Source organism: Novosphingobium sp., from assembly GCF_027486195.1.
Taxonomy (GTDB): Bacteria; Pseudomonadota; Alphaproteobacteria; order Sphingomonadales; family Sphingomonadaceae; genus Novosphingobium.
On record NZ_JAIXPP010000089.1, the window covers coordinates 1 to 12733 of the forward strand.

Here is a 12733-nt window from a genome sequence, read left to right on the forward strand (position 1 = left end):
ACCGGCATAAAGCCGCTGGTGTCGATCACCATGTCCGCGCCTTCGGGAATGATGCCCCGAACCGCAGTGGCCATATCGCCTTGTCCGTCGAGCACATGGGTTGCACCGAGCTGCAATGCTAGCGTGCGGCGGCCCTTCTGCGGCTCGATTACGATGATCGTTGCGCATCCGGCAATCTGTCCACCCAACACAGCGGAGAGACCAACGGCACCCGCACCGAGCACTACGAGTGCTTCGCCTGCCTTTGCGCCGAGAGAGCGCAGGACGCCGCCCACGCCAGTCTGAATACCGCAACCCAGCGGCGCGAGGACCGCGAGATCGGTGTCGTCATCAACCTTGAGGACGTTGCGCTCGTTTGCGATTGCGAGCGAAGCGAACGATGACTGGCCGAAGAAGTTGTCGGAAATCTCCTTCCCACCGCGGGTTACGCGGCTTGATCCGTCGCCGCGCGCAGCGATCATGTTGAGCGTAACGAAGTGGCTGCAATAAGCTGGTTCATGGCGCTCGCACGGCTTGCAGGCGCCGCACGAATTGAACGTAAGCAACACCTTGTCTCCCGGCTTCACGCCGGTCACACCTTCGCCGACTGCATCGACGATGCCGGCGCCCTCGTGGCCGAGAATGGCAGGGAACTGCAGCCCCATCGCGCCCGAGGCGACCACCAGATCGGTATGGCAGATGCCCGCTGCCTTGATCGCGACGCGCACTTCGCCGGCCTGCGGCTGCGCCACGTCGACCGCCTCAATCGAGAACGGGCCATTGGGCTGGTTGAGAACGGCGGCGATGGCGTTCATGGCATTAGGTCCTTGTCATCTTTGCTGGTACGGATCGCATCTTGGCGGGGCGTGAGATAGCAATGGCTGAGCTATGCCGCGCATTTTGGCGACGCGTGGAATGCCGCCGTGAGTCAGAGAGTTCCTGTGGTCTTGATGGCCGTCGTTCGAGACAAAACCACATCACTCACCTCTTTGCCCGTACTCGCTGACCCGCGCGCCGATGCCTTCAACGAATCATATCACAACCAGTAAACAAGTGTACAGTAAGTTCTTCGGAAAACCGCGAATGCTGCGCTAACATGGCCGAGCGGACGTCTGATCCTGCCGGCGTCATGCGGCAGCCGACGAGCACTCCAGTCCCGTCACCATCATCCCTATCTCACGTCGTCGGGTTCGAATTACCGCGTCGACCGCGGAGGGATATGCCGGTCGACATGAGTTCTCCCACGAAACATTCTTAGTGGCTTTCCCGCGGCCATAAGGCAAAAATGCGTCCCATCGAAGGACAGCTGAGTTGAGCATGGACTCGCACAGCAATGGCTGAACAGGGGGAGACCATGCGCCAGTATCTCGTCATCGCGTACGACATCGGGGGGGGGCACGAAAGCGCACCGCCGAGGTGAGACGCGTGGCCCGGTAGCGGGGCAAGTTCAGGGCGAACCATAGCCGCCAAATGCGGGACACCCCGGGGCCATCCGGCTCTTCGCGAACCCCTCCCTGAAGGCGCCGTCAGCCCCTCGCAACCCCGATCCGGCCGGCCGTGTTACCCGGCTTTGCCGGGCTGCCCGCACCACCCGCCCTGATCGAGGTTCCCCTCCCGTCGCCTTCGGCGTCGTCCGGTGCGAGCGTCTGCCGCCCCCTTCTGACGGTCAGTTCGCAGCCGGGATGGCCCCGGACCTGCGCGATCAGGAGAAGACCCATGACCAATCTCGTTATCCTCGTCGGCCGCATCGCACGCGATCCCGAGACCCGCACCACCGCCGGTGGGACCAGCATCACCAGCCTCTCGGTCGTGACCGACCGGCCCGCCCGCAAGGACGCCAAGACCTACAGGCAAGAGAACGGCTACACCGCCAAGGACAGCGAGTTCCACCGGATCACCAGCTTCAATGGCCTCGGCCAGAACGTCGCGAAGTTCTGCAGCAAGGGCCAGCTGGTCACGGTCGAGGGCCGCATCCACTACACCCAGTGGGAAGACCAGGACGGCACCAAGCGCTACGGCTGCGAGATCCTCGCCGACAAGGTCGACTTCCTGACCAAGGGCCGCGGCACCTCCGGCGACAGCGCGCTCGACATCGACGAAGACTGAAGGGCACATCCCTCTCGAACAAGGCCCCGGCAGAGCGATCTGCCAGGGCCTTCTTTGTGCTTGGGCAGCAATCGACAGCGCGGGGGCACCGAGCCCCACACGCCGCCGTGAGCCGGTGGCAATCGTACCGACAGGCCAGCGCCTGAGGGCGGCCTGAGGATCCGCTGGTCCTGCTGCCCTTGTTCCGTTCGATCCATACTCCAGGAACATGAAACCGCGCCGATTATAAGTGGGGAAGTCGGCACACCGTACCCGGGAGCCCGGTGTGCTGTATTGCGCAGAAATCCGCCACTTTTCTGTGTTTGGCGGCGCAGCGCCTGCATGATGTCATCTAATGTCAGCCCGGAATCTGCAAATCAGAGTGATTTGAATCTGAATACAGCTTTGTTTTGTAGACATAAAGTGGCGCTTTCCTACAGCCCGGCACTGGCAGTATCGTAAGGTCTCGATCTGGAGGGGTTTCCGGCCGAGGCGGCGGCCAACGTAAGTTGGAACCAATGCGTTTTGCGCTTCAATGCTACGTCGATGAGAGCCTGCACGAAGCGGTGAAGGCCGCCGCTGCGGCATCCCACATGAGCGTCAGCCAATGGCTAAAACTGGCAGTGATCGGGACCATCGAAGGTCACGACGAGGCTGCGTTTCGGGACCGGTTGATGTCCCAAGTGCTCTTCGCAGCCACTGCGACCGAAGGCCTTCTGCTGGTTCATGCCGACAAGGATTTGCGAACGCGAGTTCAGGTCGCGCATGGCAAGCGGCTGCGCGAATATCGCGAGCGGATAGCTCCCACCAAGCGGGGGGCTTGAGCCATGCTCTCGGTCGCCAATGTGCGCTCTGCTGGCGGTGCTGCGAGCTACTTCGCCAAGGACAATTACTATGCCTCTGCCGATGCGGATCGGTCGGGCCTATGGGTCGGCAAGGGTGCCGAGCGGCTGGGCCTGTCCGGCACCGTCGAGCCGCGTGCCTTCGAGGCGATCCTGCGCGGCGAACTCCCCAATGGCGGGCGCATCGGGAGAGAAGGCGCTGCCCACCGCGCGGGCACGGACCTGACCTTCTCGCTGCCCAAAAGCTGGTCGATGCTCGCGCTCGTTGGCAAAGATCAGCGCATCGTCGATGCCTACCGCGAAGCGGTGATCGAGACGCTGCAATGGGCCGAACGGAACGCCGCCTTCATGCGCGTGGAGCAGGCCGGCAAGGAACGTCAGGTCCAGACCGACAACCTGACCGTGGCGCTGTTCCAGCACGACACAAACCGCAATCGGGAACCCAATCTCCACTTCCACGCCGTTGTCGCAAACATGACCCAGGCCAAAGACGGAACATGGAAGGCGCTGCGCAATGACCGGCTGTGGGAGTTCAATACGCTGCTTAATGCCATTCCCATGGCGCGCTTCCGGGTCGAAGTTGAGAAGCTGGGATACCGCATTGGCGACGTCGGCAAGCACGGTAACTTCGAAGCCAGCGGAATCAGCCGTGAGGCGGTTATGGCGTTCTCGACGCGGCGACAGGAGGTGCTGGAAGCCCGGCGCGGCAGCGGGCTTGAGGCTGGGTTGATCGCAACTCTGGCGACGCGTTCCGCCAAGCAGCACGACGTTGATCGAGGTGCCCTCCAGTCGCAGTGGCAGAACCATGCATGGGGGCAGGGCCTCGATCTTGAAGGTATGGTGCGCGATGCCCGTGAGCGATCGGCAGCCATGGCACTTGTCGCGCAGCGGCGGGACCAAGATCGCCCGTCGATCGCAGAACGCGGTAAGGTGATGGTGTTCGAACTGGCCGAGCGTCTTGGCCTCAAGCAAGGTGATCCCTTGGTCCCGGCCCGCATCCATCTGAGACCTGCGCAGGAGATCGCCGCAGCCCATGCGGTGGCTTCGGCCGTGCGTCACCTATCCGAGCGCGAAGCGGCGTTTAAGAGCAAGGATCTTGCCAAGGCGGCGCTCGACTTTGGCCTGCCTACGACCATGCCGCTGATCGAAAAACGCATCACGCAGCTCGCCGATCAGGGCGCGCTGAGCAAAGGGCGCGGCACAATGCAGGGCTGGCTGACGACTGCCGACGCTGCAGCGCTAGAAAGCCGCATGCTGGCCGAGATCGATAGGGGTAAAGGCGCTGCAACCCCGATCCTGCCGAGCGACGTTGCAGGGCCTCAGTTGCAAGCCGCAGCCAGCTTCAACTTCGGCATGACGCTCAATGCGGGACAGGAAGCGGCTGGGCGCATGATCCTGTCATCGACAAACCGGATTGTGGCCGTGCAAGGGGTGGCCGGTGCGGGCAAATCCAGTCTGCTGCGCCCCGCCGCGCAGATCCTCAGCGAGAACGGCAAACGGGTAGTCGGGCTCGGCGTGCAGAACACGCTGGTGCGCATGCTGGAGCGCGAGACGGGGATCCCATCGATGACGCTGCACCGCTTCCTCGGGCAGCACCGCAAGCTGCTCGACGGGAATGCGAGCAGGGCCGAACTGGCGGACGCGCGTACTGCTTATCGTGACACCGTGCTTGTGCTGGACGAAGCCTCGATGGTCTCGACCCGCGATCAAGACCGTTTGGTCCGGCTCGCCAACGTGCTGGAAGTCGACCGCCTGGTCCTGATGGGCGACCCGAAGCAACTGGGTGCGGTCGAGGCGGGCAAGCCGTTTGCGCTGGCCCTGGCTGCCGGCACCGAGACCGCGCGGATGGATACCAATCTCAGGGCGCGATCGGAGACATTGCGGCTCGCTCAGGCGGCAGCGCAGCAGGGGCGCACTGGTGAGGCCTTGGGCCACCTCAAGGATCACATCGTCGAGGTCAGCGAGAACGGAGCTGTTCATGCTGCCGAGCGCTGGCTGTCGCTCCCGCGCGCCGAGCGCGAGCGGACGGGTATCTATGTCTCGGGCCGACAGTTACGCGATGAGGTGAATGCCGCAGTGCAAACAGGCCTCGCTGCAAATGGTGAGATTGGCCCCGACGCCGTGAGCCTCACCGTACTCTCCCGCGTCAATTCTACGCGCGAGGAACTGCGGCATATCCAGACATATAAGCTTGGCATGGTGCTGGAACTGGCAACCCGGCAGTCACGTCAGCATCTGGCCAAAGGGCGCTACGACGTCGTCAAAGTGGACGCGGGCAGGGGCGTTGTCGAACTTCGGGATGTCGGCGGCCGACATCACACGTTCGCCCCCTCGCGCCTTGGCGCGACCGGAAACAATCAGGCAATACAATTGCATGAACGTAAGCCGCTCACGCTTTACACCGGCGATACCATCCGGTGGACCGCCAACGATCACCAGCGCGCGCTGATCAATGCCGACAGGGCCGCGATCACCGCCATTACGCCCGACAGCGTGACCGTGCGTACGTCGACAGGCATGGAGCAGTCGCTCAAGTCTGACGACCCGATGCTGGCCCGGATCGATCTGGCCTATGCGCTCAATGCCCACATGGCGCAGGGGCTGACCACCGACAAAGGCATCGCGGTGATGGACAGCCAGACCCGCAAGCTGCTCTCCGCCCGCAACTTCCTTGTGACGATCACTCGCCTGCGTGACGAGCTAACCCTGATCGTCGACAACCGCGACAAGGTCGAGCTGGGCATCGGCCGCAACACGGGTGACAAGACTTCGGCGTTGGAGGTGACCGAGCGGCTCGGTGCGGCGGCGGCCAAAGGGCTGGAAGCTGGCAAGCCGCCAGAGCCCGAGACAGAGGCCAAAAGGCCGCCCGAGCTTGAACGCACGATCACGCGTGTGGTGCCTTTCGAGATGGGTATTTGATTTCGGGCTTGCCTTATCGGCTCGGCCAACCAAGCATCTTCGCTGGCTCAGGAAAAATCCCGAGCAACATTGCGCCCCATGCTTCGGTGATTTCGCGGCGGCGCTTGAGGTATGCGGCGCGATTGTAAGCACCCTCCGAACCCGACACACCTTCAGGGATGTGCGCCAGCATCAAATCTATGACATGGCGATCCCCCGGCGTGCCCCCGCGTTCGGCCCACTCGTTCATGATGGTCGAAAACGACGCTCGCCAGCCATGCGGCACATGCCGGCCCTGATAGCCGCAGCGGTTGTAGAAATAGCTCAACGTGTTCTCGCTCATCGGCATGCGTGCATTGCGGTTGCTGGGAAATATCAGCGGCCCGCGTCCCGTCAGCACATGCACTGCGCGCAGCACAGCCACCGCCTCGGCAGACAACGGCACCAGATGTTCAAACCCGTCGTCGTGCTTGAGCTCCAGCATGAGTTTCATCCGTGCGGCGGGCACGCGCCACAGCGCATCAGGGCAAGGCTCCTCGTTGTTCCAATCCACGTTCTCGATTTCGGTCCATGGCAGGGCCCGGATCATGCCGGGGCGCTGCGCGGTCAATGCCAGAAAGCGCGAAGCCAGCTTGGTAAGCGGCGAGGCGGCCTCCGCCTCGGTCTTGCGAATCATATCATGCAGAGCATCGATCGAGATAAGCGCCGGACGCTTGCGGGCGCGGGGCACCGGCTTCAGCGCCTTGGTGACCACGCCTGCCGGATCACGTGCTGCTGCGCCTTCAGCAATCGCATGCACAAACACTGCCGAGATCCTCTGGCGCACTCGGTGCGCCGTCTCTATAGCGCCCCGCTTCTCGATCTTTCGCAAGACCGAAAGTACCAGCGGCTCATCAATCTCGCGGATTGGCAGTTTGCCGATCCAAGGGAACACCTCTTTCTCGAGGCTGCCTATGACATCGCCTGCATGGATCGGCGTCCAGCGGCTCTCCTGCAGGTCATACCAGCCCCGTGCCAGCGCCTCGAAAGTGTTCCCCGAAGCAACCGTGCGCGCCACCTTGGCCTTCCGGGCTTCGAGTCCCGGATCGCGTCCCTCGGCCAGAAGCTTGCGCGCCGCAATCTTCCGATCACGCGCCAACTTGAGCGGAACTTCAGGGTAGCTTCCAAGGACAAGTCGCCGTTCCTTGCCAGCAAACCGGTACTTCATCCGCCAACTGCGATGGCCGAATTTGGTCACATAAAGGTACAAACCCTCAGAATCGGAGAGCTTGTAATCCTTGTCCTTCGCCTTGGCATTCTTGACGGTGAGTTCTGTGAGCATTGATGCCCCCGGAATTGCAATTGAGTGCCCCTTGAACGCCCCCGGATGGGCGTGGCTTCATAGGGATCAATTTGAACAAACAGGGAACAATATTGGCCGCAGAACGGCAGAAACGCAAGGAAAATGGGATGTTAGGGGAGCCTTGCAGATCGCAAGGTGGCGGAGACGGGGTCCACCTCCACGTGCAGGTCGATACGGTCGAGCAGCGGACCCGATACCTTGGACTGGTAATCCCCCGCACAGCGCGGCGCGCGGCTGCAGCCCAGTGCGGGATCGCCAAGGTGCCCGCAGCGGCAGGGGTTCATCGCGGCGATCAGCTGGACACGTGCCGGGAAAGTGACATGCGCATTGGCCCGCGCGACGGTGACTTCGCCCGTCTCCAGCGGCTGGCGCAGCGAATCGAGCACCGCGCGCTGGAATTCGGGCAGTTCATCGAGGAACAGAACGCCAAGGTGCGCGAGGCTCACTTCGCCGGGACGCACTTTCAGCCCGCCACCCGTCAGCGCGGCCATCGAGGCGGAATGGTGCGGGCTGCGAAATGGTCGTGCGCGGCTGATTCGCCCTTCCTCCAACAGCCCAGCGACCGAGGCGACCAGCGAGGCTTCCAGCGCTTCGGCCGGGGTGAGTTCCGGCAGGATGCCCGGTAGGCAGGAGGCCATCAGCGACTTGCCCGCACCGGGAGGCCCGATCATCAGCAGGTTGTGCCCGCCCGCTGCTGCGATCTCCAGCGCGCGCTTGGCGGTCTCCTGTCCTTTTACCTGTTTGAGGTCCGCACGGCGCGGCGGCAGCTCCACTTCGCCCGGTTCGGGAACGGCCAAGCGCATCGTGCCCTTCAGGTGATTGAGCAGGCTGATCAGATCGGGCGCGGCGACGATTTCCACCCCGCTGGCCCAGCGCGCTTCCGCGCCTTGCGCGGCGGGGCAGATCAGGCCCTTCTCGATGCCGCTGGCATGGAGCGCTGCCAGCAGCACGCCGGGGCTGGCGATCACCCGGCCATCGAGCGCGAGTTCGCCCACCGCCACGTAGTCAGCGATCGCTTCCAGATCGACCACGCCCATCGCCGCCAGCAACGCGAGGGCGATGGGAAGATCATAGTGGGAGCCTTCCTTGGGCAGGTCCGCCGGGGAGAGATTCACCGTGATGCGTTTGGGTGGCAGTGCGAGGCCCAGCGCTGCGAGCGCGGAATGCACCCGCTCGCGGCTTTCGCCGACCGCCTTGTCGGGCAGGCCGACGACGCGGAAGGCAGGCAAGCCCGGCGCGATCTGGCACTGCACTTCAACCGCGCGCGCTTCCAGCCCCAGATAGGCAACCGTGGATACCAGCGCGACCATACCATCCCTCAATCCAGTGCGGCAGCCTAGGGGCGGGCAGGGTAGCGGGATAGGGGCAGGTCGCCGGTATCGCCAATTTGGAGCCAAAAGGCGTTAAGCGCGATTTACCGCGTTTTACTGGAAAATTGGCAAGCATGTGTGAAGTATGGCCGCACCATGAACCGACTCGCCCGCGCCTTGCTCGTCAGCATCGCCAGCACGGCGACGATTGCCGCGCCGGCCGCCGCGCAGCAGGCGGCGACGCGGACCTGGGTCGATTCGCACGGGACCACCTGGACCGAAGTGACCACCACCCGGACCGTGGTCGAAGAGCCGCGCAGCCAGCGGATCGCCAGAGCGATCGCAGGTTTGGCGCGGTTCGGCCCCTTCGCAGTGGTCGATGCAACGCATGCCGCTCTGGTGGGCGAAATCGACGACAAGTCGCCCGCGCTGTTCCGCGAAATGCTGCAAGCCAATCCGGGCATCCGTGTGCTGGAACTCGTCGATTGCCCGGGGACTTCGGATGACGGCGCAAACCTCACGCTTGGCAGGATAATCCGCCGCCAGGGCATCGCAACCGACGTGCCCTCCGGCGGCTCGGTCCGTTCGGGCGGGTTCGAGATCTTTCTGGCCGGCACGACTCGCCATGCCGCGCCCGATGCCGAGTTTGGCGTCCATGCGTGGAAAGACGAGGACGGCCACCAGCCCGACGATTTCGCTCCCGGTGAAGGCCCGAACAAGGCCTACCTCGATTACTACCGCGAAATGGGCCTCAGCGCCGATGAGGCCGAGCAGCTCTATGAGCTGACCAATTCGGTGCCGAACGACCAGATGCTCTGGCTGCGCACCAAGGATATCAGCCCTTACGTCAAGGTGAACTAGGGTCAGGACCTATAAACCGCGCCTTCGAGGTTTGAGGCAAAATGGCTCAGTGCGAGGAAGGAAGGCGCAGGAATATGTCAATATCTCAAGGCTTCCTGACGAAGCAATGGGCCATTTTGGTCAGCCGAAGGCCACCGCAAGGTAAATCCCTGCGGGACGCTGGCATGGCTTCCATCTCAGACAGGAATTCACTTGGAAAGGCAACCAGCCTTCCCTGCGCGAATTCCCGCCTGATATGTTCGCCCTGCCAGCGCCTCGAAGGCGCGGTTTATAGGTCCTGACCCTAGGCGCAGCGGTCAGTGGGCCGCGCCCCAGCTCGGGCCAGTGCCGATCTCCACACCCAGCGGCACGGTCAGCTTCACAGCCGGTTCCGCCGCGCCCGCCATCACCGCCTCGATCACCGCTTTCGCCGCCGCGACATCGCCCTCCGGCAGCTCGAACACCAGTTCGTCGTGCACCTGCAGCAGCATGCGCACATGGCCCAGCCCCGCCGCTTGCAGCGCAGGGTTCATCCGCGCCATTGCGCGCTTGATGATATCGGCGCTGGTGCCCTGGATCGGCGCATTGATTGCGGCGCGTTCGCTGCCCTGCCGTTCGGCCTGATTCTTGGAATTGATGCGCGGGAACCACGTCTTGCGGCCGAACAGCGTCTCCGAATAGCCCTGCGTGCGCACGCTCTCCAGTGTCTCGTGGATATAGCGCTGGATGCCGGGGAAGCGTTCGAAGTAGCGGTCGATCATCGCCTGCGCTTCCTCCGAGGTCACGCCGAGTCGGCCGGCAAGGCCCCAGCGGCTGATGCCGTAAAGGATCGCGAAGTTGATCGTCTTGGCGCGCCCGCGCGTGTCGCGGTCCACGGTGCCAAACAATTCCAGCGCGGTGCGCGAGTGGATGTCCTCGCCTGCAGCAAAGGCCTCCTTGAGCGCGGGGACGTCGGCCATGTGCGCGGCGAGCCGCAGCTCGATCTGGCTATAATCCGCCGCCAGCAGCACGTTCCCCGGTTCGGCCACGAAAGCCTCGCGAATCTGGCGGCCGATCTCGGTGCGGATCGGGATGTTCTGCAGGTTGGGATCGTTGGACGAAAGCCGCCCGGTCTGCGCGCCGACCAGACTGTAGCTGGTGTGGACGCGCCCCGTTGCGGGATTGATCGCGGCTTGCAGCGCATCGGTATAGGTCGATTTGAGCTTCGAGAGCTGGCGCCATTCGAGCACCAGCGTCGCGACTTCGGCCCCTTGCGCGGCAAGACCTTCAAGCACTGACTGGTCGGTGGAATACTGCCCGGTCTTGCCCTTCTTGCCGCCCTTGTAGCCCAGCTTGTCGAACAGGATTTCGCCAAGCTGCTTGGGGCTGCCGATGGTGAAGGGCTGGCCCGCTTTCTCGTGGATCACCGTTTCAAGGCCGGCGATGGTCTCGGCAAACTGCGCGGAAAGGCCCGCCAGCCGCTCGCGGTCCACGCGGATGCCGTGGCGCTCCATGCTTGCGACGACTGGCACCAGCGGCCTGTCGACGCGCTCGTAAATGCGCGTGCCGCCTTCCTCCGCAAGCCGGGGGCCGAGCAGACGGTGGAGCCGCCACGTAACCTCGGCGTCCTCTGCCGCATAGCGCGTCGCATCGGCGAGCGGCACTTCGGCGAAGGAAATCGCCTTCTTGCCGGTGCCGCACAGATCCTTGAAGGCAATCGTGGTGTGGCCGAGCAAGCGCGCTGCCAGTTCGTCCATGCCGTGGCCGCCGACACCGGCCTCGCTGCGTCCGGCATCGAGGCAGAAACTCATCACCATGGTATCGTCGATGGGGCTGACCATCACGCCATAGCGGGCGAGTACGTTGATATCGTACTTGATGTTCTGCCCGATCTTGAGGACGGCATCGCTTTCCAGCAGCGGCTTCAGCAGCGCGAGCGCTTCCGCACGCGGGGCCATGACGGGCGCCTCGGCAAACATGTCGCTGCCCCGGTGCCCCAGCGGGATGTAGCAGGCATCGCCTGGCCCCAGCGCCAGACTGACGCCGACAAGGTCGGCCTGCATCGCATCCAGCGCGCTGGTTTCGGTATCAACCGCCACCACGCGCGTGGCTTCGGCGCGCCTCACCCACTGCGCGATCTCTTCCAGCGTCTGGAGGCAGCGATAGCCGCCGGTATCGATGGTCGGCCATTCCGGCAGGCTCTGGCGCGTCTCCGCACTCGCGCCCGGTGCCGGTGTCGCACCGCCCATTCCGGGGGTCTCTACAGGCGCGGTGCCCAGCTTGCGCAACAGGCTGGTGAAGCCATGCTCGGAGAGGAAAGCCGCCAGCGGTTCGGGCGGGATTGCCGTCAGCTCGAACGATTCGAGCGGGAGCGGCAGTGCGCAATCCTCCTTGAGTTGCACCAGTTCGCGCGAAAGGCGCGCCATGTCGGCCTGCTCGATCAGGCTGTCGCGCAGCTTGCCCGGCTTCATCGCCGGTGCGGCGGCGAGCGCGCCTTCCAGCGTGCCGTGCTCCTGAATCAGCTTGGTCGCGGTCTTGGGTCCGATCCCGCGAATGCCCGGAACATTGTCCACCGCATCGCCCATCAGCGCCAGCACATCGCCGACGCGCTCGGGCTCGACCCCGAACTTCTCCATCACTTCCGGTATGTCGATGCGCTGATTCTTCATCGTATCAAGCATGTCGACATAGCCGCCGGCCTCGGTCTTGCGCCCGACCAGTTGCATCAGGTCCTTGTCGGACGAGACGATCGTCACGTTCCAGCCCTGCAAGGCCGCTGCGCGCGCGTAGGATGCAATGAGGTCGTCCGCCTCCAGCCCCTCTTCCTCGATGCAGGCGAGGCTGAACGCGCGCGTCGCATCGCGGATCAGCGGAAACTGCGGGACTAGGTCCTCGGGCGGCGGCGGACGGTTCGCCTTGTACTGGTCATAGAGCGCATTGCGGAAGGTGATCGAACCCTTGTCGAGGATCACCGCGAGATGGGTTGGCCCATCTGCCTTGTGCAGGTCTTCCGCCAGCCTCCACAGCATCGTGGTGTAGCCATAGACTGCGCCCACCGGCACGCCCGCCGGATTGGTCAGTGGCGGCAGGCGGTGATAGGCGCGGAAGATATAGGCCGAACCGTCGATCAGATAGAGATGACGTTGAGGCGGCGTTGCAGGCTGCGCTGAGGTGTCCATGCTTGCCGTGGTAGCGCCTCGACCCCGCCAGCGAAAGCGCCCGATGTTGCGGCAGTGCAGCAATGAAGGGGCGATTCATCCCGCCCGAAGCCACCAATTCGGCTCTTCCTCCCCCTGCAAAAACGTTAGTTTATCAATAACATAACCGGTCTGTGACGGCTTTGCTGCTCCTAAGACTTGCAAGCAGGTGAATTGCCGATTAATTGGGGCGAGAAGTCTACCGCCAGAGTAGGCTTTGCGGCGGGCTGCGGGCCCGGCGCGGTCCACTTCAATCCAGGG

General features: G+C 63.7%; 9 protein-coding genes and 1 pseudogene. 4 read left to right on the forward strand and 6 right to left on the reverse strand.

What is annotated here, in order from left to right; all coding sequences use genetic code 11:
* Window positions 1-794, reverse strand: a 794-nt coding sequence (locus Q0071_RS16405) for an alcohol dehydrogenase catalytic domain-containing protein (RefSeq protein ID WP_298171864.1), incomplete at its 3' end; no start/stop codon positions are given.
* A 711-nt stretch (window positions 795-1505) separates the two neighbouring features.
* A complete protein-coding gene (locus Q0071_RS16410) occupies window positions 1506-1697 on the reverse strand; it encodes a hypothetical protein (protein ID WP_298171867.1) in 192 nt (63 codons plus the stop codon).
* On the opposite strand from Q0071_RS16410, the gene Q0071_RS16415 reads away from it, so the two are divergent.
* The 3 genes from Q0071_RS16415 to mobF all read left to right on the forward strand — a co-directional run bounded on the left by Q0071_RS16415 (window position 1696) and on the right by mobF (window position 5825).
* On the forward strand, window positions 1696-2085 hold the full coding sequence (locus Q0071_RS16415; RefSeq protein WP_298171870.1) for a single-stranded DNA-binding protein: 390 nt from the start codon (window positions 1696-1698) through the stop codon (window positions 2083-2085). The genes Q0071_RS16410 and Q0071_RS16415 overlap by 2 nt on opposite strands.
* A gap of 497 nt (window positions 2086-2582) precedes the next feature.
* The gene (locus Q0071_RS16420; RefSeq protein ID WP_298171872.1) at window positions 2583-2888 is read left to right on the forward strand and encodes a hypothetical protein; all 306 of its coding nucleotides are present in this window, start codon (window positions 2583-2585) and stop codon (window positions 2886-2888) included.
* Between the two features lie 3 nt (window positions 2889-2891).
* Window positions 2892-5825: a MobF family relaxase gene (gene mobF / locus Q0071_RS16425; protein ID WP_298171875.1), complete on the forward strand. Its 2934-nt coding sequence runs from the start codon at window positions 2892-2894 to the stop codon at window positions 5823-5825.
* 13 nt (window positions 5826-5838) lie between these two features.
* Here the strand turns inward: mobF and Q0071_RS16430 are convergent, their stop codons facing one another.
* Entirely contained in the window at window positions 5839-7125 is a 1287-nt protein-coding gene (locus tag Q0071_RS16430) for an integrase arm-type DNA-binding domain-containing protein (protein ID WP_298171878.1), read from the reverse strand.
* A 158-nt stretch (window positions 7126-7283) separates the two neighbouring features.
* Window positions 7284-8456: pseudogene (locus Q0071_RS16435) on the reverse strand (YifB family Mg chelatase-like AAA ATPase); the annotation flags it as partial.
* A gap of 156 nt (window positions 8457-8612) precedes the next feature.
* Here Q0071_RS16435 and Q0071_RS16440 point away from each other — a divergent pair.
* Window positions 8613-9317, forward strand: a complete 705-nt coding sequence (locus Q0071_RS16440; RefSeq protein WP_298171883.1) for a hypothetical protein — start codon at window positions 8613-8615, stop codon at window positions 9315-9317.
* A gap of 296 nt (window positions 9318-9613) precedes the next feature.
* Here Q0071_RS16440 and polA read toward each other — a convergent pair whose 3' ends face one another.
* Both polA and Q0071_RS16450 read right to left on the reverse strand, forming a co-directional pair.
* Complete coding sequence (gene polA, locus Q0071_RS16445) at window positions 9614-12454, reverse strand: DNA polymerase I (protein WP_298171885.1); 2841 nt, start codon at window positions 12452-12454, stop codon at window positions 9614-9616.
* Window positions 12455-12529: 75 nt separating this feature from the next.
* On the reverse strand, window positions 12530-12733 hold a 204-nt coding region (locus Q0071_RS16450; protein ID WP_298171887.1), incomplete at its 5' end, for a hypothetical protein.

Coding starts and splice junctions, on each gene's coding strand:
- mobF (WP_298171875.1), top strand. CDS start 2,892: ATGCTCTCGGTCGCCAATGTGCGCTCTGCTGGCGGTGCTGCGAGCTAC.
- Q0071_RS16440 (WP_298171883.1), top strand. CDS start 8,613: ATGAACCGACTCGCCCGCGCCTTGCTCGTCAGCATCGCCAGCACGGCG.
- Q0071_RS16420 (WP_298171872.1), top strand. CDS start 2,583: ATGCGTTTTGCGCTTCAATGCTACGTCGATGAGAGCCTGCACGAAGCG.
- polA (WP_298171885.1), bottom strand. CDS start 12,454: ATGGACACCTCAGCGCAGCCTGCAACGCCGCCTCAACGTCATCTCTAT.
- Q0071_RS16430 (WP_298171878.1), bottom strand. CDS start 7,125: ATGCTCACAGAACTCACCGTCAAGAATGCCAAGGCGAAGGACAAGGAT.
- Q0071_RS16415 (WP_298171870.1), top strand. CDS start 1,696: ATGACCAATCTCGTTATCCTCGTCGGCCGCATCGCACGCGATCCCGAG.
- Q0071_RS16410 (WP_298171867.1), bottom strand. CDS start 1,697: ATGGGTCTTCTCCTGATCGCGCAGGTCCGGGGCCATCCCGGCTGCGAA.